Annotated in this window: 26 protein-coding genes; 15 read left to right on the forward strand and 11 right to left on the reverse strand. The window is 71.3% G+C overall.

Going from position 1 to position 25,315, the window contains the following annotated elements; all coding sequences use genetic code 11:
* Positions 1–27: 27 nt before the first annotated feature.
* Entirely contained in the window at positions 28–1,632 is a 1,605-nt protein-coding gene (locus tag MTAB308_RS12440; RefSeq protein ID WP_077099689.1) for an amidohydrolase, read from the reverse strand.
* Between the two features lie 66 nt (positions 1,633–1,698).
* Here MTAB308_RS12440 and fadD8 point away from each other — a divergent pair, with 66 nt between their 5' ends.
* Positions 1,699–3,300: a fatty-acid--CoA ligase FadD8 gene (gene fadD8 / locus MTAB308_RS12445; RefSeq protein WP_077099690.1), complete on the forward strand. Its 1,602-nt coding sequence runs from the start codon at positions 1,699–1,701 to the stop codon at positions 3,298–3,300.
* Between the two features lie 55 nt (positions 3,301–3,355).
* Here the strand turns inward: fadD8 and MTAB308_RS12450 are convergent, their stop codons facing one another.
* Positions 3,356–3,910 (reverse strand): TetR/AcrR family transcriptional regulator, encoded by a 555-nt coding sequence (locus MTAB308_RS12450; RefSeq protein WP_077099691.1) that lies wholly within the window; start codon positions 3,908–3,910, stop codon positions 3,356–3,358.
* Between the two features lie 83 nt (positions 3,911–3,993).
* Here MTAB308_RS12450 and MTAB308_RS12455 point away from each other — a divergent pair, with 83 nt between their 5' ends.
* The 11 genes from MTAB308_RS12455 to MTAB308_RS12505 all read left to right on the forward strand — a co-directional run bounded on the left by MTAB308_RS12455 (position 3,994) and on the right by MTAB308_RS12505 (position 12,824).
* Positions 3,994–4,881, forward strand: a complete 888-nt coding sequence (locus MTAB308_RS12455; protein ID WP_077099692.1) for an aldo/keto reductase — start codon at positions 3,994–3,996, stop codon at positions 4,879–4,881.
* The gene (locus MTAB308_RS12460; protein ID WP_077099693.1) at positions 4,856–5,347 is read left to right on the forward strand and encodes a nitroreductase family deazaflavin-dependent oxidoreductase; all 492 of its coding nucleotides are present in this window, start codon (positions 4,856–4,858) and stop codon (positions 5,345–5,347) included. Before MTAB308_RS12455 ends, MTAB308_RS12460 begins: the two co-directional genes overlap by 26 nt.
* Before the next feature lie 20 nt (positions 5,348–5,367).
* Positions 5,368–6,045: a hypothetical protein gene (locus MTAB308_RS12465; protein WP_245831383.1), complete on the forward strand. Its 678-nt coding sequence runs from the start codon at positions 5,368–5,370 to the stop codon at positions 6,043–6,045.
* Positions 6,042–6,944 (forward strand): 1,4-dihydroxy-2-naphthoyl-CoA synthase, encoded by a 903-nt coding sequence (locus MTAB308_RS12470; protein WP_077099694.1) that lies wholly within the window; start codon positions 6,042–6,044, stop codon positions 6,942–6,944. Before MTAB308_RS12465 ends, MTAB308_RS12470 begins: the two co-directional genes overlap by 4 nt.
* Before the next feature lie 32 nt (positions 6,945–6,976).
* Entirely contained in the window at positions 6,977–7,873 is an 897-nt protein-coding gene (locus MTAB308_RS12475) for an SDR family oxidoreductase (RefSeq protein ID WP_077099695.1), read from the forward strand.
* Between the two features lie 36 nt (positions 7,874–7,909).
* Entirely contained in the window at positions 7,910–8,299 is a 390-nt protein-coding gene (locus MTAB308_RS12480) for a VOC family protein (protein ID WP_077099696.1), read from the forward strand.
* Between the two features lie 113 nt (positions 8,300–8,412).
* The gene (locus tag MTAB308_RS12485) at positions 8,413–9,657 is read left to right on the forward strand and encodes an inorganic phosphate transporter (protein WP_077099697.1); all 1,245 of its coding nucleotides are present in this window, start codon (positions 8,413–8,415) and stop codon (positions 9,655–9,657) included.
* Positions 9,654–9,959, forward strand: a complete 306-nt coding sequence (locus tag MTAB308_RS12490; protein WP_077099698.1) for a hypothetical protein — start codon at positions 9,654–9,656, stop codon at positions 9,957–9,959. The genes MTAB308_RS12485 and MTAB308_RS12490 overlap by 4 nt, the downstream gene beginning before the upstream one ends.
* A gap of 47 nt (positions 9,960–10,006) precedes the next feature.
* Complete coding sequence (locus MTAB308_RS12495; RefSeq protein ID WP_077099699.1) at positions 10,007–10,309, forward strand: DUF3349 domain-containing protein; 303 nt, start codon at positions 10,007–10,009, stop codon at positions 10,307–10,309.
* A 68-nt stretch (positions 10,310–10,377) separates the two neighbouring features.
* Positions 10,378–11,460, forward strand: coding sequence for an o-succinylbenzoate--CoA ligase (gene menE, locus MTAB308_RS12500; RefSeq protein WP_245831412.1), 1,083 nt, complete (start codon positions 10,378–10,380; stop codon positions 11,458–11,460).
* Between the two features lie 11 nt (positions 11,461–11,471).
* The gene (locus MTAB308_RS12505; protein WP_077099701.1) at positions 11,472–12,824 is read left to right on the forward strand and encodes a hypothetical protein; all 1,353 of its coding nucleotides are present in this window, start codon (positions 11,472–11,474) and stop codon (positions 12,822–12,824) included.
* Positions 12,825–12,948: 124 nt separating this feature from the next.
* On the opposite strand, the gene MTAB308_RS12510 is transcribed toward MTAB308_RS12505, so the two are convergent.
* The 3 genes from MTAB308_RS12510 to MTAB308_RS12520 are packed head-to-tail and all read right to left on the reverse strand — an operon-like array spanning position 12,949 to position 15,938.
* On the reverse strand, positions 12,949–13,620 hold the full coding sequence (locus MTAB308_RS12510; protein ID WP_077099702.1) for a TIGR04282 family arsenosugar biosynthesis glycosyltransferase: 672 nt from the start codon (positions 13,618–13,620) through the stop codon (positions 12,949–12,951).
* Positions 13,617–14,273 (reverse strand): glycosyltransferase family 2 protein, encoded by a 657-nt coding sequence (locus MTAB308_RS12515; RefSeq protein ID WP_077099703.1) that lies wholly within the window; start codon positions 14,271–14,273, stop codon positions 13,617–13,619. Before MTAB308_RS12515 ends, MTAB308_RS12510 begins: the two co-directional genes overlap by 4 nt.
* Positions 14,274–14,288: 15 nt before the next feature.
* Entirely contained in the window at positions 14,289–15,938 is a 1,650-nt protein-coding gene (locus MTAB308_RS12520; protein ID WP_077099704.1) for a DUF7159 family protein, read from the reverse strand.
* Positions 15,939–16,268: 330 nt separating this feature from the next.
* Here MTAB308_RS12520 and MTAB308_RS12525 point away from each other — a divergent pair, with 330 nt between their 5' ends.
* Positions 16,269–17,906 (forward strand): DUF7937 domain-containing protein, encoded by a 1,638-nt coding sequence (locus MTAB308_RS12525; RefSeq protein WP_245831413.1) that lies wholly within the window; start codon positions 16,269–16,271, stop codon positions 17,904–17,906.
* A 24-nt stretch (positions 17,907–17,930) separates the two neighbouring features.
* Here MTAB308_RS12525 and MTAB308_RS12530 read toward each other — a convergent pair whose 3' ends face one another.
* Positions 17,931–18,971 (reverse strand): NAD-dependent epimerase/dehydratase family protein, encoded by a 1,041-nt coding sequence (locus tag MTAB308_RS12530; protein WP_077099706.1) that lies wholly within the window; start codon positions 18,969–18,971, stop codon positions 17,931–17,933.
* 8 nt (positions 18,972–18,979) lie between these two features.
* Positions 18,980–19,774 carry an S-methyl-5'-thioadenosine phosphorylase gene (locus MTAB308_RS12535; protein ID WP_077099707.1) on the reverse strand — a complete coding sequence of 265 codons (795 nt, stop codon included), beginning with the start codon at positions 19,772–19,774 and terminating at the stop codon, positions 18,980–18,982.
* Between the two features lie 16 nt (positions 19,775–19,790).
* Between MTAB308_RS12535 and MTAB308_RS12540 the strand changes: the two genes are divergently transcribed.
* Complete coding sequence (locus tag MTAB308_RS12540; protein WP_077099708.1) at positions 19,791–20,663, forward strand: 1,4-dihydroxy-2-naphthoate polyprenyltransferase; 873 nt, start codon at positions 19,791–19,793, stop codon at positions 20,661–20,663.
* A gap of 135 nt (positions 20,664–20,798) precedes the next feature.
* Here the strand turns inward: MTAB308_RS12540 and MTAB308_RS12545 are convergent, their stop codons facing one another.
* Positions 20,799–21,164, reverse strand: a complete 366-nt coding sequence (locus MTAB308_RS12545; protein WP_077099709.1) for a DUF4229 domain-containing protein — start codon at positions 21,162–21,164, stop codon at positions 20,799–20,801.
* A 46-nt stretch (positions 21,165–21,210) separates the two neighbouring features.
* Here MTAB308_RS12545 and MTAB308_RS12550 point away from each other — a divergent pair, with 46 nt between their 5' ends.
* Complete coding sequence (locus tag MTAB308_RS12550; protein ID WP_108637278.1) at positions 21,211–21,369, forward strand: hypothetical protein; 159 nt, start codon at positions 21,211–21,213, stop codon at positions 21,367–21,369.
* 9 nt (positions 21,370–21,378) lie between these two features.
* On the opposite strand, the gene MTAB308_RS12555 is transcribed toward MTAB308_RS12550, so the two are convergent.
* The 3 genes from MTAB308_RS12555 to MTAB308_RS12565 are packed head-to-tail and all read right to left on the reverse strand — an operon-like array spanning position 21,379 to position 25,256.
* Positions 21,379–22,683, reverse strand: coding sequence for a MinD/ParA family ATP-binding protein (locus MTAB308_RS12555; RefSeq protein WP_077099710.1), 1,305 nt, complete (start codon positions 22,681–22,683; stop codon positions 21,379–21,381).
* Between the two features lie 45 nt (positions 22,684–22,728).
* On the reverse strand, positions 22,729–23,700 hold the full coding sequence (gene ccsB, locus MTAB308_RS12560) for a c-type cytochrome biogenesis protein CcsB (protein ID WP_077099711.1): 972 nt from the start codon (positions 23,698–23,700) through the stop codon (positions 22,729–22,731).
* Positions 23,697–25,256, reverse strand: a complete 1,560-nt coding sequence (locus tag MTAB308_RS12565) for a cytochrome c biogenesis protein ResB (RefSeq protein ID WP_077100159.1) — start codon at positions 25,254–25,256, stop codon at positions 23,697–23,699. Before MTAB308_RS12565 ends, ccsB begins: the two co-directional genes overlap by 4 nt.
* Between the last annotated feature and the right edge of the window lie 59 nt (positions 25,257–25,315).

The following is a 25,315-nucleotide window of genomic DNA, read 5'->3' on the forward strand; positions in this document are numbered from 1 at the left end:
GCTCCAGCAGCTCGGATAAAGGCGGCCTCACTGGCCGTGAACCTGGTGGCCCGCCAGAAACGTCGCGCGCACCTCGAGGTCGGCGATCCGCTCCGGCGGGACGGTCCGGGGATCGGCCGAGAGCACCACCAGGTCCGCATACTTGCCGACCTCCAGCGAGCCGATCACGTCGTCGGAGAACAGCTGCCAGGCGGCGTCGAGGGTCTGCGCGCGGATCGCCTGGTCTACGGTCAGCCGCTCCTCGGGCGCCAGCACCCGGCCGCTGGGCGCCGTGCGCGTGACGGCCACGCTGATGTTGCGCAGCGGCTCCTCGGGCGTGACCGGCGGGTCGTTGTGCAACGAGATCCGCATGCCGGTGGCCACCGCGGAACCCGCCGGCATCCAACGGGATCCGCGCTCGGGCCCGAACAGGCCGTCGACGAGGACGTCGCCCCAGTAGTGGATCTGGTCCACGAAGATGCTGCAGGTGACGCCGAGGTCGGCGGCCCGTTGGAGTTGCTCGGGCCGGATGGCGCCGACGTGCTCGAGGCGCAGCCGGTGGTCGGGGCGCGGATGGCGCTGGAGCGCTTCGTCGTAGACGTCCAGGATGGTGTCCACGCCGGCGTCGCCCTGCACGTGGCAGGCCATCGGCCAGCCCAGCGGGAAATAGGCGTTGACGATCTCGGCCAGCTGCTCGCGGGTGTAGTTGGCGTGGCCGCAGGAACCGGGCGGCACGCCGATGGCGCGGGTGGCCTCGGTGTCCAGATACGGGAACGACAACGCGATGTTGCCGACCCACGGTGAGCCGTCCACCCAGATCTTGATGCCGACCTGGCGCAGCATGTCATCGCCCTGACCGGGGGTGGCGTCGGTGTGCATCTGCGGGTTGGAGATCTCGTAGGTGCGCAACCGGACCGTCAGGTCGTCGCGCACTTGCTCGACCAGCGGCAAAAACGCCGGGTCGAAGGCCATCTCCGAGCAGGTGGTCAACCCCGCGCGGTTGAGCCGGGCGCACTCGGCGCGCAGCATCGCCGGGTAGTCGCCGGGCGCGATGGCCCCGGCGAGCAGCGGAAACACCGCGCCGATCTCCTCGGCCGTGCCGTCGAGGTCCCCGTCGGCGTCGCGGCCGTAGCTGGCGCCCTTGGGGTCGGGGGTGTCGCGGGTCAGCCCGTTGAGCCGTGCGGCTTGCGAGTTGAAGAAGGCCTTGTGCCCGGAGTTGTGGATGATCACCAGCGGCCCGTCCGGCGCGACGTCGTCGAGCCAGGCCAGCGTGGGGTCGGGAAGCCCGTTCTGCAGCAGCGGATCCCAGCCGTTGAGGTAGGCGCCGGCGGCTCCCCGCTTTCCGGCCTCGCGGCGGATCGCCGCGACCACGTCGTCGGGGCCGGGCAGCGTGACCGGGCGGATATCGACGATCCGGTCCGACAGTGCCATGGCCTCCATCAGCGGATGCCCGTGCGCCTCAACGAATCCCGGCATGACGCAGCCGTCGCCGACGTCGATGGACCGGGTGTTCGGGCCGATGAGGCCGGCTACGTCCGAGCGGGTGCCGACGGCGACGATGCGGCCGTCGGCCACGGCGAGCGCCTCGGCCGTGGGGCGCGCCTCGTCGACGGTCAGCACGGTCCCGGTGATGACGAGATCGGCGGCGGCCATAGGCAGCGATCGTAGTGGTAGCAGGGTCCGGCTGACCGGAATTGCAACACGTTCTAGTCTTGCCCCATGAGTGACGATCTGCTGCGCTACCCGACCCATAACGGCCACATGCTGGTGGGCGCGCTCAAGCGCCACAAGAACAAGCCGGTGCTCTTCCTGGGCGACACCACGCTGACCGGCGGTCAGATGGCCGACAAGATCAGCCAGTACATCCAGGCGTTCGAGGCGCTGGGCGCGGGCACGGGCGTGGCCGTCGGGCTGCTGTCGCTGAACCGCCCCGAGGTGCTGATGATCATCGGCGCCGGGCAGACCCAGGGCTACCGGCGCACCGCGCTGCACCCGCTCGGGTCGCTGGACGACCACGCCTATGTGCTGACCGACGCCGGCATCAGCTCGCTGATCATCGACCCCAACCCGATGTTCGTCGAACGCGCGCTGGGGCTGCTGGAGAAGGTGCCGTCGCTCAAGCAGATCCTGACCATCGGCCCGGTGCCCGAGGCGTTGAGCGGTGTGGCGGTGGATCTGTCGGCCGAGGCGGCGAAGTACGACCCGCAGCCGCTGACCGCCAAGGAGCTGCCGCCCGATCAGGTGATCGGCCTGACCTACACCGGCGGCACCACCGGCAAACCCAAGGGCGTGATGGGCACCGCGCAGTCCATCTCGACCATGACGATGATCCAGCTGGCCGAATGGGACTGGCCGGAGGAGCCACGGTTTTTGATGATCACGCCGCTGTCGCATGCCGGGGCGGCGTATTTCCTGCCCACGCTGGTCAAGGGCGGCCAGATGTACGTGCTGCCCAAGTTCGACCCCGCCGAAGTGCTGAAAACCATTGAGGAGAAGCGGATTACGGCGACGTTCCTGGTGCCGTCGATGCTGTACGCGCTGATGGACCACCCGGATTCGCACACCCGCGACCTCTCGTCGCTGGAGACCGTGTATTACGGCGCGTCGGCGATCAACCCGGTGCGGCTGGCCGAGGCGATCAGCCGATTCGGCAAGATCTTCGCCCAGAACTACGGGCAGTCCGAGGCGCCGATGGCCATCACCTACCTGTCCAAGAAGGATCACGACGAGAAGCGCCTCACCTCCTGCGGGCGCCCCACGCTGTTCGCCCGCGTGGCGCTGCTGGGCGAGGACGACAAGCCGGTGCCGCAGGGCGAGCCTGGCGAGATCTGCGTCAGCGGGCCGCTGCTGGCCGGCGGGTACTGGAACCTGCCCGACGAGACGGCCAAGACGTTCAAGGACGGCTGGCTGCGCACCGGCGACATGGCCCGCGAGGACGAGGACGGCTTCTACTACATCGTCGACCGGGTCAAGGACATGATCGTCACCGGCGGCTTCAACGTGTTCCCCCGCGAGGTCGAGGACGTCGTGGCCGAGCACGCGGCCGTCGCGCAGGTGTGCGTCGTGGGCGCCCCGGACGAGAAGTGGGGCGAGGCCGTCACCGCGGTGGTGGTGCTGCGCGCCGACGCGCCGCGCGACGGCGCCGCGATCGAGGCCATGACCGCCGAGATCCAGGCCGCGGTCAAGGAGCGCAAGGGGTCGGTGCAGTCACCCAAGCGGGTGGTGGTCGTCGACTCGTTGCCGCTGACCGGCCTCGGCAAGCCGGACAAGAAGTCGGTGCGGGCGCAGTTCTGGGAGGGCGCCGGCCGCGCGGTCGGCTAGTTGTGCCCCGAGCGTGACGTTGCGGTCACGTTCGAGGCCCAGCGTGACTGTGCTGTCACGTTCGGGCCGCGATGCCGGCCACCAAGAGGTCCAGCAGGCGGCCCGTCTGCTCCGGCGAACCGCTGACCATGAAGATGCCGATCAGGCTGGACACCACGTCGTCGGCCTGCACATCGGGGCGCAAACTGCCGTCGTCGGCGCCGGCTCGCAGCAGGCTGTCGACGGCGCCGACGATGCTGTCGCGCGTTTGGCTGGGCTGCATCGCACCGGAGTCGAAGATCGCGTGCAACGACTCGGCCATCTCGCGCTTGGCGGCCACGAAGCTTGCGTAGCGGTCCATCCAGCGCCGCAGGGCGGTCCTGGGCGGATGCCGCTCGAGCAGCTGTTCGGCCGCCGCGGCCACCTCGGCGAGCTCGGCGCGGTAGATCGCCTCGACGAGGGCCTCCCGGTTCGGGAAATGGCGGTAAAGCGTGCCGATCCCGACGCCGGCGTCCCGGGCGATCGACTCCAGCGACACCGGCCGCCCCTGCGCGCCGGCGAACGCCGCGGTGGCCACCTCGAGTAGCTTTTCGCGGTTGCGGCGCGCGTCGGACCGGCTCGGCTCGGCCAAAGCGGAGGATCCTCCGTTTCTGTTACGCTCCAGGCAAGCGGAGGGTCCTCCGCATCATTGCCAGTGTGTCAGACGGGAGCACCATGACAACCTTCCCCACCGTGGACCGCATCGGCTACGGCGCGATGCAGCTGTTCGACGCCACACCGCAGGACGCGGCCGGCGTGCTGCGGCGCGCGGTCGAGCTTGGCGTCAACCACATCGACACCGCGTCGTTCTACGGCCCCGGCGAGGTGAACCGCCGAATCCGGGCGGCGCTGGCCCCCTACCCGGACGACCTCGTCATCGTCAGCAAGGTCGGTGCGCGCTACACGGGTGGAGAACCCATCCCGCTGGCCGCCGCGCAGAAGCCCGCGGAGCTGCGCGCCGCGGTCGAAGACGACCTGCGCCAGCTCGGCCTGGACCGCGTTCCGGTGGTCAACCTGCGACGCATGGACCTCGGCCCCGGCATCGCCGCCGAGGGTGACCAGAGCGTGGACGTCGACGACCAGCTCGCCGAGATGATCGCGCTGCGCGACGAGGGCAAGATCGGCGCGATCGGCATCAGCGCCGTCCCCCTTGACGTGGTGCGGCGCGCGTTGCCCGCGGGGATCGTCTGCGTGCAGAACGCCTACAGCGTGCTGGACCGCTCGCAGGAGGCCACCCTGGACCTGTGCAGGTCCGAGGGCATCGCTTGGGTGCCCTACTTCCCGCTGGGTTCGTCGTTCCCGGGCTTTGCGAAGGTCGCCGACCAGCCGGTGGTGGCCGAGATCGCCGGCGCACTCGGCGTCACGGGCGCCCAGGTCGGCCTGGCCTGGCTGCTGGCGCACGCGCCGAACACGTTGCTGATTCCGGGCACGCGATCCGTTGGGCACCTCGAGGAAAACCTGGGCGCGGCGCACGTCACCCTGGACGCCGAAGCGCTGGAAAAGCTGGACGCCCTCGGCACGACGGAGGCCCAGCCCCATGGTGTGGAGGCGTTTGGGAGGTAACGTCGCTGCCGTGGGCAGTGACAAACGGGTCCGGCCGCCGTGGTGGCTGAAGCCGGCCAACAAGGTCTTCATCCAGATGTCGCGGCTCGGAATGAGTTTCGGCGGCGAGAGCCCCGTCGTGCTGACGGTCAAGGGGCGCAAGTCCGGACGGGACCGCTCGACGCCGGTGACCCCGATGACCGTCGACGGGAAACAGTTCGTCGTCGCCGGGTTTCCCGGTGCCGACTGGGTGGCCAACGCGCGGGCCGCCGAGCGGGCGACCCTCGCCCGCGGCCGCCACGTCCGCACGGTGCGGATGGTGGAGCTCTCACCCGACGACGCCCGGCCGATTCTGCGGGCCTTCCCGACCGAGGTGCCCACCGGTGTCGGGTTCATGAAGCGGGCGGGACTGATCACCGACGGCCGGCCCGAGGAATTCGAAGCGCTGGCGGGCCGCTGCGCGGTGTTCCGACTGGACCCGGTGTAGTGCGGCGTGTAGCGCTTGCGGTGACGCTGCTCGTGGCCGCCTGCCTGTGCGGGCCCGCGCCGCGGTCGTCGGCCACGACGGGCTGCGCGCCCGGCGGCACGCCCGCCCCGGCCGGCGCGGCCGAGCGGAAGGTCGGCGATCTGGACTGGGACGGCCAGCCGGACACGTTGTGGGTCGGGCAGTTTCGCGACGACTCGGGCCGCACCGCCCGGGTCGTCGGCGTCACGACGGCCAGCGGCGCCAATTCCGACGTGCAGGTGCCGTCGGCTAGCCCAATCCCCTTGACCGCCTTGGCAATCGATGCCCAGCAGGACGGGCAGCACCAGATCATCGTCAGCGACGGCCGCGGCGCGCACCTGTACGTGTTCGCCGACTGCCGGTTACAGACCGTCTCCGACAACCAGGGCGCACCGTTCCTGTTCGACCTGCAGGACCTGCGTGGCAACGGCACCGGAATCGGATGTGGCAACCTCGGCCCGCCGATGCCCGGCCGTCATCTCGTCGGGTTGCGGGCATCGGATCAGGACGGCCAGTGGACGGTGCGCCGCACCGAGATCGACCTCAACGGCACGCTGGCTACCATCGGACAATCCGACACCCTGACGGCCTCCTCGGCGCAGGACCCCGCCGTGGTTTCCGCGCAGACCATCAGCTGCGGCGACCTCACCATCAGCAAGGACGGAGTTCGACAGCCTTGAGTGCCAACCCCTTTGATGCGCAAGCCTGGCGGCCCGTCGACGGGTTCGGCGACCTGACCGACATCACCTATCACCGCCACGTCGACGACCCCACCGTGCGGGTGGCGTTCAACCGCCCCGAGGTGCGCAACGCGTTTCGGCCCCACACCGTCGACGAGCTGTACCGAGCGCTGGATCACGCGCGGATGTCGCCCGACGTGGGGGTGGTGCTGCTGACCGGCAACGGCCCGTCGCCCAAGGACGGCGGCTGGGCGTTTTGCTCCGGCGGCGATCAGCGCATCCGCGGGCGGGCCGGCTATCAGTACGCCAGCGGGGAAACCGCGGACACCGTCGATGCCGCGCGCGCCGGGCGGCTGCACATCCTCGAGGTGCAGCGGCTGATCCGGTTCATGCCCAAGGTGGTGATCTGTTTGGTCAACGGGTGGGCCGCCGGAGGCGGCCACAGCCTGCACGTGGTGTGCGATCTCACCCTGGCCAGCCGTGAGCATGCGCGCTTCAAGCAGACCGACGCCGACGTCGGCAGCTTCGACGGCGGTTACGGAAGCGCGTATTTGGCCCGGCAGGTGGGCCAGAAGTTCGCCCGCGAGATCTTCTTTTTGGGGCGGGAGTACACCGCCGAGCAGATGCACCGCATGGGTGCGGTCAACGAGGTCGTGGCGCACGCCGAACTCGAGCGGGCCGGCGTGCAATGGGCGGCCGGGATCAACGCGAAATCCCCTCAGGCGCAACGCATGCTGAAGTTCGCGTTCAACCTGCTCGACGACGGGCTGGTGGGCCAGCAGCTGTTCGCCGGGGAGGCCACGAGGCTGGCGTACATGACCGACGAGGCGGTGGAGGGCCGCGACGCGTTCCTCGAGAAGAGGCCGCCGGACTGGACGCCGTTCCCGCGCTACTTCTGAGTGCCCGTCGGGCGCCCGCCTAGACTCACCCCGTGAGCAAGAGTCCCCTCGGCAGGTTCCGAGACCAGCTGGTGCTGGCGACCATGCGACCGCCCGCGTCGCCGCAGATCCTGGTCAACCGGCCCGCGATGAAGCCGGTCGACCTCGACGGCAAGCGGATCCTGCTGACCGGGGCGTCGTCGGGCATCGGCGAGGCCGGGGCCCAGCAGCTGGCCCGCGAAGGCGCGACGGTGGTCGTGGTCGCCCGCCGCCAGGACCTGCTCGACTCCGTGGCGGACCGGATCACCAGGGAAGGCGGGGCCGCGATCTCGATCCCGTGCGACATCTCGGACATGGGCGCCGTCGACGCGCTGGTGGCCGATGTCCAGAAGCGCCTCGGCGGCGTCGACATCCTGATCAACAACGCCGGCCGGTCCATCCGCCGGCCGCTGGCCGACTCGCTGGAACGCTGGCACGACGTCGAGCGGACCATGGTGCTCAACTACTACGCGCCGCTGCGGCTGATCCGCGGGCTGGCGCCCGGGATGCTCGAGCGCGGCGACGGCCACATCATCAACGTCTCGACGTGGGGCGTGCTGTCGGAGGCGTCGCCGCTGTTCTCCGTCTACAACGCGTCGAAGGCCGCGCTGTCGACGGTGAGCCGGGTCGTCGAAACCGAGTGGGGCCGCAGGGGCGTGCACTCCACGACGCTGTACTACCCGCTGGTGGCCACGCCGATGATCGCGCCGACGAAGGCCTACGACGGCATGCCCGCGCTGACGTCGCAGGAGGCCGCCGAGTGGATGGTCACCGCGGCGCGCACCCGGCCGGTGCGGATCGCGCCCCGGATGGCGATCGCGGCCAAGGCGCTGGACACGTTCGGGCCCCGGTGGGTTAACACCCTCATGCAGCGGCAGAGCATCCAGCCCAACCGTGAAGCCGGTACTTGAGCCGAAACCCGCCGACGACGTGATAGACACGACGCTATGGAGATCCTCGCCAGCCGGATGCTGCTCCGGCCGGCGGACTATCAACGGTCGCTGAGCTTCTACCGCGACGAGATCGGGCTGGCGATTGCCCGCGAATACGGGGCGGGCACCGTGTTTTTTGCGGGCCAGTCTTTGCTGGAGCTGGCCGGGTACGGCTCCCCCGACCATTCCCGAGGTCCCTTTCCCGGCGCCCTGTGGCTGCAGGTCCGCGACGTCGCCGCGACCCAGGCCGAGCTGCAGGGCCGGGGGGTCCCGATCGCCCGCGAGGCGCGCCGCGAACCGTGGGGCCTGCGCGAGATGCACGTGACCGACCCGGACGGCATCACGTTGATTTTCGTCGAGGTCCCGGGGGATCACCCGCTGCGCCGCGACACCCGCGGGGATTGAGGGAACGGCAGGTTAACTAACGGCTAACATCTGACGACAAGTCAAGGTACACCTGCATTTTGGCCACCCCACCATTCGACAATTTAAGCCCCCTACTACGAGAATCAGGCGCTGTGAACATCGATTTGTTCCTCCTCATAATTGTCGTAATCACGGCACTCGCTTTCGATTTCACCAACGGCTTTCACGACACCGGCAACGCGATGGCGACGTCCATTGCCAGCGGCGCGCTCGCGCCGAAGGCGGCCGTCGCGCTGTCGGCGGTGCTGAACCTGGTGGGCGCGTTCATGTCGACGGCGGTCGCGGCCACGATCGCCAAGGGCCTCATCGACGGGCACATCGTGACGCTGGAATTGGTGTTTGCCGGCCTGGTGGGCGGGATCGTCTGGAACCTGCTGACCTGGCTCCTGGGCATCCCCTCGAGTTCGTCGCACGCGCTGATCGGCGGCATCGTCGGCGCCACGCTCGCCGCGGTGGGCGCGCACGGGGTGATCTGGAAGGGCCTGGTGTCCAAGGTCCTCATCCCGGCCGTCGTCGCGGCGATCCTGGCCATCCTGGTCGGGGCGATCGCGACCTGGCTGGTGTACCGGATCACCCGCGGCATCCCGACCAAGCGCACCGAGTCCGGGTTCCGGTACGGCCAGTGGGGCTCGGCGTCGCTGGTCTCCCTGGCGCACGGCACCGGCGACGCGCAAAAGACGATGGGCATCATCTTCCTGGGGCTGATGTCCTACGGCGCGGTCAGCAAGACCGACGCGGCGCCGCCGCTGTGGGTGATCGTTTGTTGCGCCCTGGCCATGGCGGCGGGCACCTACCTGGGCGGCTGGCGCATCATCCGCACCCTGGGCAAGGGTCTGGTCGAGATCAAGTCGCCACAAGGCATGGCCGCCGAATCGTCCTCGGCCGCAGTCATTCTGCTGTCGACCCACTTCGGCTACGCGCTGTCGACCACTCAGGTCTGCACCGGTTCGGTGCTGGGCAGCGGGCTGGGCAAGCCCGGCGGCGAGGTGCGCTGGGGCGTGGCCGGCCGGATGGCCGTCGCGTGGCTGATCACGCTGCCGTCGGCCGGCTTGGTCGGCGCGATCACCTACTGGACCGTGCACCTCATCGGCGGGTACCCCGGCGCGATCATCGGCTTCGGGCTGCTGGTCGCCGTGTCCGCGGTCATCTACATCCGGTCGCGGCGGGTCAAGGTCGACCACAAGAACGTCAACGCCGAATGGGAGGGCAGCCTCACCGCCGGCCTGGACGGCTCCGACGAACAGCCGCCCTCCGATACCAAGCCCAAGGTCGGCACCGGGGCCTCGCCCCGGTCCGGCTCGGACGACGACACGGTGATCGCGGGGAACCCCTCATGAGCCACTTCGGCGACTGGTTCAACTACCAGGCCTCCCTGAAGATCCTGCTCTTCAGCATGCTGGCCGGCGCGGCGCTGCCGGGGGTCTTCGCCCTCGGGTTGCGGTTGCACGCCATCGGCGGCGGACAGGTCAGCATCGACGGCGGCTCACCGCACAAGAATCCCGCGCTGCTGGCGATGGCGTGGGTGATCTACGCGGTGGTGGTCGCGGTGATCGCCTTCGCGCTGCTCTACATCTCCCGCGACTTCGTCGCGCACCAGATCGGGCAGCCTTTCCTCGGGGCCAAGCCGCCCCACAAGTAGCATCGAATCGTCCACCCAGCCGGGGCCCCACGGGGAGGGATTGCGAAGTGAACGGATTCCTGAGTTCGATCGTCTCGTGGCTGCGCGCTGGGTACCCGGAGGGCGTCCCGCCGACCGACACCTTCGCCGTGCTGGCGCTGCTGACCCGCCGGTTGAGCAACGACGAGGCCGTGGCCGTGGCCTGCGAGCTGATGGAGCGTGGCGAGTTCGACCACATCGACATCGGTGTGGCGATCACGCAGATCACCGACGAGTTGCCGGCGCCGGAAGACGTCGAGCGGGTGCGGGAGCGATTGGCCGCCCAGGGCTGGCCGTTTGACGAGGCCCGGGACGCCGAGGACCCCGCATAGCCCTCCTGGGTGCGCTCGGCGTCCCATCGGGTTGCGCCGCCGCGGTGCTGTTGCCCGCCCTGGAACGGGTGCTGGACGGCCGCGATCCCGCGCTGGTCGCGCTGCCGCCCGGCGACGACGGCACGCCGCGCGCCCTGCGAGTGGGCGAGCCGATCGACGACGACGTGGCCCTGGTGGTGACGACGTCGGGAACCACCGGTGCGCCCAAGGGCGCGCTGCTGACCGCCGCCGCGCTGACGGCCAGCGCCGCCGCCACTCACCACCGCCTCGGCGGTCCGGGCGCCTGGTTGCTGGCCCTGCCGCCCCACCACATCGCGGGCCTGCAGGTGCTGGTGCGCAGCGCGCTGGCCGGCTCGACACCGGTCGAGCTGGACGTCGCCGCCGGCTTCGATGTCAGCGAATTGCCCGGTGCGGTAAGGCGATTGGGCCCCGGCCGGCGCTACACCTCGCTGGTCGCCGCGCAGCTGGCCAAGGCGCTGGCCGACCCGGCGGCCGCGGCCGCGCTCGCCGAACTGGACGCCGTGCTGCTGGGCGGCGGGCCGGCGCCCCGACCGGTCCTGGACGCCGCCGCGGCGGCGGGCATCGCGGTGGTCCGCACCTACGGGATGAGCGAGACCGCGGGCGGCTGCGTCTACGACGGTGTCCCGCTGGACGGGGTGCTGGTCCGGGTTCGCGGCGACGGCCGCATCGTCATCGGCGGCCCGACGCTGGCCAAGGGCTACCGCAACCCGGTCGACCCCGACCCGTTCGCCGAGCCGGGCTGGTTCCGCACCGACGACCTGGGCGCCCTCGACGAGGGCGGGACGCTGACCGTGCTGGGCCGCGCCGACGACGCGATCAGTACGGGCGGGTTGACCGTGCTGCCGGGCCCGGTCGAGGCCGCGCTGTGCACCCACCCCGCGGTCGGCGACTGCGCGGTGTTCGGTCTGCCCGACGACCGGCTGGGGCAGCGGGTGGTCGCCGCGATCGTCGTGCGAGACGGCAGCGCCGCGCCGACGTTGCGGGCGCTGCGAACCCACCTGGCGCGCACGTTGGACGCCACCGCCGCGCCACGCGAGCTGCACGTCGTCGAGGCGCTGCCGCGCCGCGGCATCGGCAAGGTGGACCGGGCTGCGCTGGTGCGCCGGTTCGCCGGCGCGGGCGATCAATAGGCTGATCGATCGTGAGGGTCGCGCGACGGGAGTTGGCAGCCGTCGCGGTCGGGGCGCTCCTGGTGACGGCGGCGTTCGTGCTGCCGCGCCTGCACTGGGGCGTGCGGCCGCGGCTGGACGTGGGCCAGGAGCGGTTCGGCACCCACGCCGGGGCCTCGCCGATCTTCGGGGCGTGGGAGCCCCACGCCAGCTGGGGTACCGGGCCCGCGATTCTGATCGCCGTGGCCGCGGTCGTGTGGGGACCCGCTGTGGCGCAACGCCTTTCGTGGCGGGCGCTGACGCTGGGCACGTGGGGCACCGCCTGCGCGTGGGCGTTTGCGCTGGCGATGATCGACGGCTGGCAGCGTGGCTTCGCCGGGCGATTGACCACCCGCGACGAGTACCTGTCGCAGGTGCCGACGATCACCGACATCCCGGCCGCCGTCCGCTCGTTCTCGAGCCGCATCGTCGACTACCAACCGAACTCGTGGACCACCCACGTCTCGGGCCACCCGCCGGGCGCGCTCCTGACGTTCGTGTGGCTGGATCGGATCGGGCTGCACGGCGGCGCCTGGGCGGGGCTGCTGTGCCTGCTGGCGGGTTCCAGCGCGGCGGCGGCCGTGGTGGTCGCCGTACGCGCGCTCGCCGACGAACCAACGGCCCGGCTGGCCGCGCCGTTCGTCGCGGTCGCGCCGACGGCGATCTGGGTCGCCGTCTCGGCCGACGGATACTTCGCCGGGGTCGCGGCCTGGGGCCTGGCGCTGTTGGCCGTGGCGGTACACCGCCGCGTCCGGTTCCCCGCGCTCGTCGCGGCGGGGGCCGGCCTGCTGCTCGGCTGGAGTGTTTTCCTCAGCTACGGCCTGGCGCTGCTGGGCCTGCCGGCCTTGGCCGTGCTGGTTTCGGCGTCCGATTGGCGCGCGGTGCTGCGCGCGCTGGGCCCCGCGGCGCTGAGCTCGCTGGCGGTGGCGGTGGCGTTCGCCGTGGCGGGGTTCTATTGGTTCGACGGCTATACCCTTGCGCAGCAACGCTATTGGCAGGGGATCGCCAAGGACCGGCCATTCCAGTACTGGAGCTGGGCCAACCTGGCGTGCGTGGTGTGCGCGATCGGGCTGGGCACCGTCGCCGGGATCGCCCGGCTGTTCGACCGGGCCGCCGTCCGGCGCCGTTCCGGTCTGTCCCTGGTGCTGCTGGCGACGCTGGCCGCCATCGTCTTCGCCGACCTGAGCATGCTGAGCAAGGCCGAGGTCGAACGGATCTGGCTGCCGTTCACCATCTGGCTCACCGCGGCGCCGGCGCTGCTGCCGGTCCGGTCACACCGGCTGTGGCTGGCGGTCAACGCCATTGGCGCCCTGCTGGTGAACACCGTCATCGTCACCAACTGGTAGCGCGTGCACCGGCGGCTACGAGTGTGCCGTCAGGGATTTCAGTGTGCGCTGACGGCCGGATTCGGCCCATTTCTCAGCCCTGGAAGCACACGCAAAGCCCAGGATGCACACGACAAGCTTTGGCTCAGAGCCCCGCCGCGCGGGTGACCCGCGCAAAGCGGCTCGCCGGCCGGCAGGCGTCGCGGACCACGGCGATGTCGTCGACGACGTCGACGTCGGCCAGTTGCTGCACCTCCGTCACGTCAATCCCGTTGTCGCGCAAAGCCTTCAGCGTAAGCTCGCCGGTATCGGGCCGCGACATCGGCACGGCGCGCAGGCATTCGGCCATCGCCGGCACCCCCACCCCGAGCGCCCACCAGCCGCCGTCGTCGGCCAAGCCCAGGATCGCCGGCGCGTCCAGCAGCCGGCCCGCGCAGTCGGCCAACAGCTCGGCGGTGACCTGCGGGGTGTCCATCCCGATCTGCAGGACGGGAAGCCCCCCGGAGCGCGAGCCCGAATCGGCGTGGGCGTTGGCGAGCCGGTCGGCAAAGTCGTTGCCGCGCTGCGAGATCACGGTGAAGGACTCGAGCCGTTGCCGGAGTTCGGCGGCGCGGGCCGCGGCATCCAGATCGCCGGTGAGGGCAACCACCCGCGCCACGACCGGCGCGGCGGCCACCGCGTCCAGCGTGTCCAGCAGCGCGGCGGCGGCGATGTCGGCGGCGACGCGGTCCCCGACCGTCGCCGCGAGCCGCGTCTTGGCCCGTCCGGGCTCCGGCGCCTTGGCGACCACCAGCACGGTCACCGCCAGGGCGGTCACGAAATCACCTTCCAGAAGTCCAGGATCGCGGTGACGCTGCCCCGCAGCGAACCGCTCACCTTCGACTTGCCGCCGGTGCGCGGGCCGTAGCTGACGTCGAGCTCGACCACGCGCCAGCCGGCGGCAGCCGCCCGGACCAACAGTTCCAGCGGGTAGCCCGAACGCCGATCGGCGACACCGAGATTCAGCAGCGCCTCCCGGCGAGCGACCCGCATCGGCGCGATGTCGTGCACCGGCAGCCCGTGGCGGGTGCGCAGCCGCCAACTCATCACGACGGTCCCGACCCGGGCGACCCACGGCCAGTGCAGGCCGGGCACCGGTCGGCGCCGGCCGATCACCAGGTCGGCGCCCCGGTCGAGCGCGTCCACCAGCCGCGGCAGGTCACCGGGGTCCATCGAGCCGTCGGCGTCGATGACCGCGACGATCGGGGTGGTCGCGGCGACGACGCCCGCGTGCACCGCGGCGCCATACCCCGGCCGCGGTTCGGCGACCACCCGGGCGCCGTGCCGGGCCGCCACCGCCGCGGTGCCGTCGGTGCTGTTGTTGTCCACCACCAGCGCCCGATAACCCGCCGGGATCGCCGTCAGCACCCCCGGCAGCGACTCTTCCTCGTTGAGACACGGCAGCACGACCGTGACCGCGTCCTGGGGCATCGGCTCAGGCCACGATCAGTGCTGCGCATGGGGCAGCAGCGGTTTCACCGGCTGCTGCGGGGTCACCGGCTGTTGCGTGTGCGGCTGCGTCGGAACCGTTTGCGTTTGCGTGTGCGGCGCCTGCGTCGTCGCCGGCGGCGCCTGGGTGGTGGTGTGCGGCGCCTGAGTGGTCGTCGGCTGCGTCGTCGTCACGTGCGGCTGGGTGGTCGTCGGCTGGGTGGTCGTCGGCTGGGTGGTGGTCGTCGGCTGCGTCGTGGTCGTCGGCTGCGTCGTCGTGGTCGGCTGGGTCGTGGTGGTCGGCTGGGTTGTCGTCGTGCTCGGCCCCAGCGTTGTCGTCAGCGGCGTCGTGGTCGTGATCGGCGGCGTGTAGGGCGGATAGGGGTTGTACGGGGGGCGCCAGCCCGGGTAGGGAACGATGATCGGCACCGGGATCGGCACCGCCGGATTCGGATTCGGCACGAAACCGGGCACGCCCGGCGCCGGATTGACGGGGGCGGGGCCACCGCCGCCGGGCGACGCCAGCTGCGGCGGGATGTAGCCGTTGGAGTCCGGGATGATGCCGCCCTGGAAGCCGGCATTGGGCTGATCGGGCGGCGGCGCCGGCACCGGGGCCTGCTGCTGCGTCGGCAGCAGCGGCATGAACTTGCCGGGGGCGGCGTTCTGGTGGCCCACCACGGGCTGCTGGCTCGCCGTCGGCCGAACCGCGATGGCCACGGCGGCGGCCAGCGACGCGAACCCGATGACCGCGAAGGCGATCACGGCATTGCCGAGCACCAGGGACCGCCTGCTCAACGGCACCCGGCCGGTCGCGCCTTCGTCTTCACCGAAGTCTTCGGCGTCGTCGTATTCGGGCCCGAACTCGTCCACCCCGAGCGGCTCGCCCTCGCCGGCCATCGAGTACGCCAGCTGCGGCTCCTCGGCGGCCGCCCCGGCGGCGGGCGCAAAGGCCGTCTCGTCCCCGGTGAGCCCGGCCGCTGGGGCCATCGCGGTGGCGTCGCCGGCCGGCGCCCCCGCCAGCGGCACGGCGGCCAGCGCCGCGCCGCGCGCGAGCGCGAAGGTGGGATCCTCGGGGATCTCCACCCGCACCGTCGACGCGTCGCGGAGCTGATCGGCGACCCCGGCCAGGTTCGAGGATGCGCCGACGAGATACAGCTCGGTCGGGGCGCCGGGCTGGTCGGTGAGCCGGGCCATCATCGTGTCAAGGGCGGCGGTGGTTTCCGGGCCCGACGCGCCGGCCAGGGGCTGCGTCGCCAGCATGGTCGGCGGCGCGTCGGGGTCGCCGTGCGGGTCCACGACCGAGAGCGTCGCCGTCTCGTCGCCGACCACGAGCACACCGCCGGCGCGCCCGGCCGCGCGCATCAGCGCCGTCACCGCCTGCGACTCCGAGAGCACCGCGACGTTGGGGACGCCTGAATCTTCCAGCGCCCGGCGCAGCTGGTCGGCTTGGGCGACGTCGGGCCAGCACAGCCGGGTGGCGACCAGGCGGTGGTTCTCGTCGGCCAGCAGCCGACTCGTCCCGGCCACGGTCTGGGTCAGCGTCTCGACCGGGTGGTCGGCCAGGTCGACGACGGATTGGTCGAGCACGTCGGAACCTTGCGCGCCCGACCCGACAAGCGCCAGGCGGGCAACGGGACCCGTGACCGCGACCCCCAAAACGACGTCCATCCAGGCTCTCCTTCGGCTGGCTACCCCACAACCAGCATGTCCCGGCATCATTACACTGCGATACCGTCGGCAGTAACAGTCATTCGGGCGACAAGTTCGCCTGTGAGCGCAGCGTAACCGGGTTGGCAAACCGCAAGGGTCACCGTGGAACCGCACACGTTCTCGGCACTGCCGCGTCGTCCGAACGGAGATTATGTTTCCAAGTAAGCAACGAAGTCGTCGCGGCAGGGGGTTCCCCCGCCCCGCACACCGCGTTGCGCCGCAAGTGACCGTCCTCGACCCCCGGGGGGAACCGTGAGTCAGACCGGCGACGACGCCCCGACCGGCCCCATCCGCGGGCAACTCCAGCCGCCCCCGGGGCGTCGCCCGCCCGAACCCGGCGGCGTTCGGGAGCCCACGCGGCAGCGGAACATCGCCGGCGACCTGGTCGCGGCCGCGTTGCTCGTCACCGCGCTGCTATTGCCGTGGAATTTGTATTTCGGCATGGCAATCCCGGGCAGCAGCAAGCCCCTGCTGGCGGTGCTGTTCGTCGCGACCCTGCTGGCCCTCCTTTCGATCGCCCTGGCCGGTTCCTGGAGGTCGTCGAGCGCGAAATTCAACGCCGCGCTGGCCGGGCGGCTTCGGCTGGCGCTCAACTCCCCCTACGCGCTGCTGGTCCTCGGGTTCGTCGCGTTCGACGTGTACGAGACGGTCCGCTTCGGCGGCACCGTGAACGTCCCCGGCGGCGTCGGGCCCGGGGCGTGGGTGGGCATCGCCGGGGCCCTGCTGAGCGCGCGACCGGTGGTCCGGGCCGCGGACGACGGGGGCGACAACGGCAGGTCCGTCCGCATCATCGGCTACGCGTCGATGGTGGGCGCGGCGCTGAGCTTCGCCTTCAACCTGTTCTGGCGGGTGCGCTACGCGCTGCAGAGCGCGGGCGGTTCGGATTTCGGCAAGCAGAACATCGCGGTCATCGCGACCGCGGTGGTGTACGGCGTGGTGGCGTTGATCGCCGTCGTGGTCGGGTCGCGGTGGCTGCTGCGCAGCACGAGGGCCTCGCGGCTGGCCACGGTGGCGCTCGGGGTGTCGACGCTGGTCGCCGGGATCCTCGTATGGATCCTGCCGGCGGGCCGGGACATCGACGCGTTCCACGGCATCGCGCAGAACACGTCGACGGCGGGGGTCGGGTTTGAGGGCTACCTGGCGTGGGCGGCCGCCGCGGCGATTTTCGCGCCGCCCGCCCTGTTGGCCCGGCGGAATCCCTCGGCGAAGGAGGAGAACGCGTGGCGCGCGGCGGCCCGAAATGGCTTGCTGCTCATCATCGTATGGTGCCTGGGGTCGATGGCCATGCGGATCACCGACCTCGCCGTCGGCGTGGCCCTGAACTACCCCTTCTCGCGCTACGACAGCATGGTGCTGGCCGCGTTCGACCTGACCACCGCCCTGCTGGCGGTGTGGCTGCGGATCAACCTCGGCAATGACGCGGTGTCCGCCCGGCTGATCTCGTCGCTGTGCGGGCTGGTCGCCACCCTGAGCATCACGCGCGTCGTCGTGGGCGTCGCGCTGGCGCCGCGCTTCGAGGAGTCGCCCAACGCGCCCGCGCCGAACCCGGTGTACGGCAACAACCTTGCCCAACAGATCACCAGCACCTTCGACGTCGCGCTGTGCGTGCTGGCCCTGTGCATCCTGGCCGCGGCGGTCATCACCGGGCAGCTCGGTGCGCGGCGGGTGCGACGCCGGCGGCGCCGTCCCACCCACACGCGCGGCGGCCCGGCGGGCACCCATCCGGGCCCGGCCGCGCCGACCACGCGCATCCCCGTCGGGCATGCGGCCCCGCCGTCGGCGGCGGCGACCACGCGCATTCCAACCGGCGGGGCGGCGCCGCAGCTGGCCGGTTCGCCGCGGATCTTCCGTGGGGACGACTCCGCGACGCGGCAGATCCCCGTGCAGAAGCCGCGGATCTTCCGGCCCCCGCAGGATCCGCGGTAGAGCTTCGTCGCGATCGCCAATCGCCTATCGCAAAGGCGCGTAAGCGAACTCGCGCAATCCCGCCAACGGGTCGACGGCCGCCCGGAACCCCAGCACCTCGGCGGCGCGGGCGGGATCGGCGACGATGTGGCGCACGTCCCCGCTGCGGTATTGCCCGCTGATCACGGGGGACACCGAACCGTCCCGGGCGTCGCACAGCGCGGTGGCGACCTCCAGGATCGAGATCGGCCGCCCCGAGCAGACATTGAACGCCGAGAAGCCGCCGGCGTCCGCGGACACCGACGACATTGCGGCGAGGTTGGCGGCGGCCACGTCGTCGACGTGCACGAAATCGCGCATCTGACCGCCGTCCTCGAAAACCCTTGGCGGCTCGCCCTTTTCCAGTGACGAGCGAAAGATCGCGGCCACGCCGGAATACGGTGTGTCGCGCGGCATCCCGGGGCCGTAGACGTTGTGGTAGCGCAGCGCCACCACAGAGCCGCCCGTCGCCTCCGCCCACGCCAGGGCGTAATGCTCCTGCGCGGTCTTGCTGGCCGCGTACAGGCTGCGCGGGCGCAGTGCGGCATCCTCGCTGACCAACCGCCACGTCGCGTCGAGTCCGCAAACCGGACAGCGGTTTTCGAAGATCCCGGCGTCGAGGTCGGCGCGCCGCCGCGGCGGCGGGTCGACGAGGCCGTGCTTCGGGCAGGCGTACTGGCCCGGGCCGTAGACCACCATCGACGACGCCAGCACCAAACGGCGCACCCCCGCGGCGAACATCCGCGCCAGCAACACCGTGGTCGCGAAGTCGTTGTGGCCGCCGTAGGCCGGCGCGTCGGCGGCGTCGACGCCGGCGCCCACCATCGCCGCCTGGTGACAGACGAGGTCCACGCCGTCCAACAGCGGGGCCAGCGCGTCGCCGTCGCGGACATCCACCCGCCGGCATCCCTGCGGCAGCACCGCATTCGGGCCGTGCGCGGCCGGCAGCAGGACGTCGACGGCAACCACGTCGTGACCGGCCGCCCGCAGCGCCGCGTCCACCCGCGACCCGATGAAGCCGGCCGCGCCGGTCAACAGAACCCTCATGGCACCCCTTACGGCAATTCCACCGGCAGGGTGACGCCGGTGTGCGGCTGGCAGTGGGTGCAGGTGTGCTCGACGGCGACGCGGTGGATCGCCGCGCGCACCAGCTCCTTGAAAATCCCCATGTTTCTTTCGAACTGGGCGAACACGTCGACGGCCTTCACCCCCTCGCCGGCCGCGATCCCGGCGTCCAGGTCGGTGACCAAAGCGATTGCCGCGTAGCATATTTCGAGTTCGCGCGCCAGCACCGCCTCCGGGTAGCCGGTCATGTTGACCAGGCTGAACCCGGCCGAGGCGAACCACCGGCTTTCGGCCCGGGTGGAAAAGCGCGGCCCCTGGATCACCACCATGGTGCCGCCGTCGACCACGTCGGGCAGGCCGGTGGCCGCGGCCCGCAGGGTCGGGCAGTACGGGTCGGCGAAGTCGACGTGGACGGCACCCGAGTCGAAGTAGGTGTCGGCCCGGCCGCTGGTGCGATCCACCAGCTGGTCGGGCACCACCACCGCGCCCGGGCCGTTGCCGGGGTCCAGGCTGCCGACCGCGCACGGGCCGAAGACCCGCCGGGCGCCGAGCCTGCGCAGCGCCCACATGTTCGCCCGGTACGGCACGGTGTGCGCCGAGAACTGGTGGGTCGCGCCGTGCCGGGGCAGGAAGGCGACCTCGTGGTCGCCGATGGCACCCACCGTGACCGGGGCGCTGGGCGGGCCGTAGGGCGTGTCGACGTCGATGGTGCGGACGGACGATTCGAAGAACGTGTAGAAGCCGCTGCCGCCGATGACTCCGAGCATCCGCTCATTGTGGTGCATAGGGCAGGATGCCCTGGTGGCCAGTTTCGCGCAGTGGGTCGCCGGTGCCCGGCCCCGGACGCTGCCCAACGCGGTGGCGCCCGTGGTGGCGGGCACGGGCGCCGCGGCGTGGCTGGGATCCGCGGTGTGGTGGAAGGCGCTGCTGGCGCTGGCCGTCGCGCTGGCGCTGATCGTCGGCGTCAACTACGCCAACGACTACTCCGACGGGATCCGCGGCACCGACGACGACCGGGCCGGGCCGGTGCGGCTGGTGGGCTCGCGGCTGGCGACCCCGCGCTCGGTGCTGGCCGCGGCCGTCACCAGCCTGGCGGTCGGCGCGGCGGCGGGGCTGGCCCTGGCGCTGCTGAGCGCGCCCTGGCTGATCGCGGTCGGCGCGGCCTGCATCGCCGGGGCGTGGCTGTACACCGGCGGATCAAAACCCTACGGCTACGCGGGGTTTGGCGAGATCGCGGTGTTCGTGTTCTTTGGACTGGTCGCCGTGCTGGGCACCGAATACACGCAGGCGCTGCGGGTGGACTGGGTCGGGCTGGTGCTGGCGGTGTCGATCGGGGCGCTGTCGGCGTCGGTGCTGGTGGCCAACAACCTGCGCGACATCCCCACCGACGCGCAGTCGCGGAAGATGACCCTGGCGGTGCGGCTGGGCGACGGGCGCACCCGCGTCCTCTACCAGGGGCTGCTGGCCACCGCCGGGCTGCTGACCCTGGTGCTCGTGGCGGCGACCCCGTGGTGCGCCGTGGGGCTGGTGGCCACGCCGCTGGCGCTGCGCGCGCTCGCGCCGGTGCGCTCCGGCCGCGGCGGGCGTGACCTGATTCCGGTGCTGCGGGACACCGGGCTGGCGATGGTGGTGTGGGCCGCCGCGGTGGCGGCCGCGCTGGCGCTGGCGCATTGACCCTTTGGTCAGGCGGCTTCGAGTGTGCGTTCGGGGTTTCGGGTGTGCACTGGCGGTCGGATCCGGGCGATTTTTCCGCCCTCGGCGCACCCTCAACGCCCCGAACGCACACGAGAAGCGGCGCCGCGCGGCGAGCTAGGCCTCGGGGGCGTCGGGCTCGTGGTCCGGTGCGGTTTCCCCCCGCAGCCGGGCATGCAGCTGTTCGCGTTCCCGGCGCCGGCGTTCGCCGCTGATCGCCAGCCCAGCGGTGGCGCGCCGGCGCAGCGGGGCGAACAGCCAGATGCCCAGGGGCATCGCGATGATCAGAGCGAACAGCACCGCCACCACGACGGGGAACTGGGTGACCCCCAGCCACCGCGCGACCCCGTAGATGACGCCGCTCAGCGCGGCGACGAGCAGCAGCCGCGCCGCCGCGTAGAGGAAGACGTCGACGACTGTGCTGGTCCGCGGATGCCCGCGTGTCGGCTCCCCAGTGCTGTTGTCGCTAGGCCCTTCTGACACAGCTCGAGCCTACGGCGCGGGTATATTCGCTCAAAGGAGGTGTTGAGTGCTCTACCTGCTGCTCGTCCTGATCCTGGGGACGCTGATCTACGTTGGCTGGCGCGCCGCGCGGTCACAGGCCCACCGCCCCAAGACGCGCGTCATCGGACCCGACGACGATCCGGACTTTTTGCGGCGGCTAGGTCACGGGGACAAACCCCTCTAGAACCCCCCGCTATGCGACTCCCGGGTTGCGCTGATCTCCGGGAAACCCATCGGCGACGACGGCCGCCAGCTCGGCGAGCGCCTCGCGGGTGCCCCGCCGCAACCGTTCCAGCTCGATCTCGGCGCCCTCTTCCAGGTGCGGGTCGAAGGGGATCAGCCGCACGGCGCGGCAGCGGCGCGAGAAGTGATCGATCACCTTGTTCATGTCGACCTTGCCGGTGCGTGGCCGCACGGCGTTGATGACCGCGATCGAGTTGCGGACGAGGTCCTGATGGCCGTGGGCGTCCAGCCAGTCCAGGGTCGCCGAGGCGCTGCGCGCGCCGTCGATGGACCCCGAGGCGACCACGAGCAACACGTCGGCCTTGTCCAGCACCGACGACATCACCGAGTGCAGCAGCCCGGGGCCGCAGTCGGTGAGCACCAGGCCGTAGAACCGCTCCAAAATGTCCAGCACGCGCGCGTAGTCGTCGGCGCTGAAGGCCTCGGAGACGGCCGGGTCGGTTTCCGACGCCAGCACCTCCAGCCCGCTCGGGCCCTTCGAGGTGTAGCGGCGCACGTCGCTGTAGCGCTCGATGGTCCCGGCGTCGTGCAGCAGCTGACGTACCGTCGCCGCCGTCTCCAGCGGGATCTTCTGGCTCAGGGTGCCGCGGTCGGGGTTGGCGTCGACGGCCACCACCCGGTCGCCGCGGATGGAGGCGAACGTCGACCCCAGCGTCGCGGTGATCGTGGTCTTGCCGACGCCGCCCTTCAGCGACAGCAGCGCCACCCGGTAGCAACCCCGCAGCGGCCGATTGACCTGCGCCACCAGGTTGTTGTGCCGCTGGGCGCGCGGGCTCTCGCCCAGGTTGATCAGGTGACCGGACAGGTCGTAGACCAACCGGCGCCAGCCCTCCGAGGGCGGCGGCTTGACCGGCCGCAACAGCATGCCGGTCGACAGCTCCGGGTAGGGCGTGTGCGGCAGGTGCTCGGGCCGGTACGGGGGCGCCTGGGCCTCCGGGACTTCAGAGGCTGGCGCCTGAGATGGCCCGTTGTAGTACGCGCCGTAGGCGGTCGGGTCGACGCGCGGGATGCCCGTGACCGGTGTGGAATCCCAGGGCGGCATCCCGCCGCGGGCGGGCGCGGGCCCCGCCGCGGTGGACGGCGCCGTCTCCCGCCTCTCGGCCGGGGGGACCCGCCGCTCGGTGCGGAACCCGGCGAAGGCGCGGGTCGGCGCTTCGCCCGAGTCCGCCGGCGGTTCACTGGATTGCTGCGCCGGGGGCAACTCCGTGGTCTGCGGCTCGGGCGCCCCCACGCCCGTCGTTGGATGGTCGGACACCCTGCACTCCCCCTTGTTGCGATTACTGAGGTCGGTGGCTCACTGTCACCCCACGCCCGCATACGAATGCAGGCCCACGGTCACCAGGTTAACGAAGAACAAGTTGAAGACCATGGCGACGAACCCCACGACGTTGATCCACGCCGCCTTGCGGTCCCGCCATCCCGCCGTCGACCTGGCATGCAGATAGGCGGCGTACAACACCCACGCGATGAAGGAGACCGTCTCCTTGGGATCCCAGCCCCAGTACCTGCCCCAGGCTTCCTCGGCCCAGATGGCGCCGAAGATGACCCCGAAACCGAAGACCGGGAACGCGAAGATCGTGGTGCGGTAGGCGACGCGGTCCAGGGTCTGGGCGTCGGGCAGGCGCTGCACCATCCGCGCCAGCGCGCCATCGGCCTGCGGGTCGCCGAGCCGCGACGTGCGCAGCAGGAACAGGATGCTGGAGATGCCGGCGACCATGAACACGCCGGAACCCAGGCTGACCACCGACACGTGGATGGGCAGCCAGTAGGACTGCAACGCGGGCATCACCGGCGCGGCGTTGGTGTAGAGCCAGCGTCCGGAAACCGTGAGCAGGATCAGCACCGGCACCAGCAGGAACACCCACAGCGGGCGGTACTGCGGGCGGCGCAACACGATCGCGCCGGCGATCAGGCCGCAGCAGCAGGTCAGGTTGATGAACTCGTACATGTTGCCCCACGGCACCCGCAGGGTCGCCAGGCCGCGCAGCACGATGCAGACCAGCAGTAGACCGATGCCGAGGTAGACCACCGCCAGCCCGGCCCGCCCGACGCGCTCGTCGAACGGGCGCGCCTCGGTGTCCTCCACGATGCCGGGCACGGCGCTGTCGGCGGCCACCGAGCCGGCCAGCACGCGCCGGTCCACGCGGCGGCTGCCGGCGTAGGCCAGCTCGAAAGCCAGCAGCATCATGGCGACCACCAGCGCCACCACCGCCGAGGTGAACGCCCAGTCGGAGTAACGCGCCAGCGCGATGTTGACGTGCAGGGTGTTCATGTGACGTCCACCTGAGAGCTCCTTCTGGACGCGGCGGTGTCGGGCTCGCCCAGCCCGCCCAGCACCTGCCCGGTCAACCGCTCGAACTCGTCGCCCCACCCGGAGTTGTCGGTGCGCGCCAGCCCGCCCAGTTCGACGTTCACCGTACCGGCCCCCGGAGTGAGCCTGACCCACACCCGGCGGCGGCGCAGCAGCAGCGACACCAGCAGCCCCGCCATCATCGTGGCGGCGAAGACCAGCACCCAGGTCTGGCCCGGGTCGTGGGAGACCTGCAGGTTGACGAACGGCACGGCCCCGTCGAAGCGCACGACCGTGCCGGCGGCCGGGCCCTGGTCGAGCCGGATCTCCTGGCCGGCGCGCAGGTTGACCCGCTTCTCCTTGGTCAGCCGGCCCTGTTCGATCAGCCGGGGATCCAGCGAGAACAACGACTGGGGCCGCCCGGTGTCCAGGCCGGTGTCGCCGCGGTAGATGTCGACGGCCACCGCGGGGGCGTTCAGCGCCGGGAAGCGCGACGACAGCAGCGTCCCGTCGAGTTGCTCGGTGGGCGCCAGCAGGCCCTGGATCGCGATCTCGTGCTGGCGGCGTTCGGCCGCGTTCGGATAGCTGCCGGCGGGCGGGTCGATGCGCGCCACACCGGAGCTGAGCAGGGTCTGCGGGTTGTCGGGCCGCCATTGCACGGTCGACGTGCGCGTCCGGCCGTCGGGGAAGGTCACGGTGAAGGTGGGCGCGTAGCCGTGGCCCTGCAGGTACACCCGGTCGCCGCCCACCCGCAGCGGGTGGTTGACCTCCAGCAGGTAGTGCCGCCAGCTGTTGGCCGCCAGGTCGCGGCCGCTCTGGTAGTCGATGTCGGCGGCGAACGAGGTGGCCTGTCCCGACGGCAGGTAGTGCGCCTGAAAGTCGTTGACCCGGATGCAGATCGGGTGCAGCGACGTGCCGTCGACGGTGTTGCCGGCGCGGAAGGAGTCGAACGCCGCCGGCGAGGCCGAGCAGAAGCCGGGGCCGCCGTCGGCGATGACGATGACGTTGCCCTCGTAGCCGAAGAGCTTGCCGACGGCCACGGCGACCAGCAGGCCCAGCAACGAGAAGTGGAAGACGATGTTGCCGAACTCGCGCAGGTAGCCCTTTTCCGCCGAGACCTCGACGACCTCGCCGTCATGCCGGATGGCCGTGCGCCAGCCGCGCAATCGTCCGACGATCGTGTTGGCCAGGGCGTTGAGGTCCGCGGGGTCGCCGGCGACCTGGGCGCCGGCGTGCTTGGGCAGCCGGGCCAGGTTGCGCGGGGCCGGCACCGGGGTGGCGCGCAGGCTGCGGGCGTGCTCGATCATGCGCGGGGTCAGGCAGCCGACCAGCGAGACGAACAGCAGCACGTAGATGGCGGTGAACCAGAAGCTGGAGAACACGTCGAAGGCCTGCACCCGGTTCAGCCAGGGTCCGATCACGCGATGGGTGGCCAGGTACTCGTCGACCTTGCCGGCGTTGAGGCTGCGCTGCGGCAGCAGCGCGCCGGGGATCGCGCCCAGCGCGAGCAGGAACAGCAGCACCAGCGCGGTACCCATCGAGGTCAGCGCCCGCCAGGTGTTGCGGGCCCGCGCGCCCAGTGCCGCGAGCAGCTCTA

This window comes from Mycobacterium terramassiliense, from assembly GCF_900157385.1.
Taxonomy (GTDB): Bacteria; Actinomycetota; Actinomycetes; order Mycobacteriales; family Mycobacteriaceae; genus Mycobacterium; species Mycobacterium terramassiliense.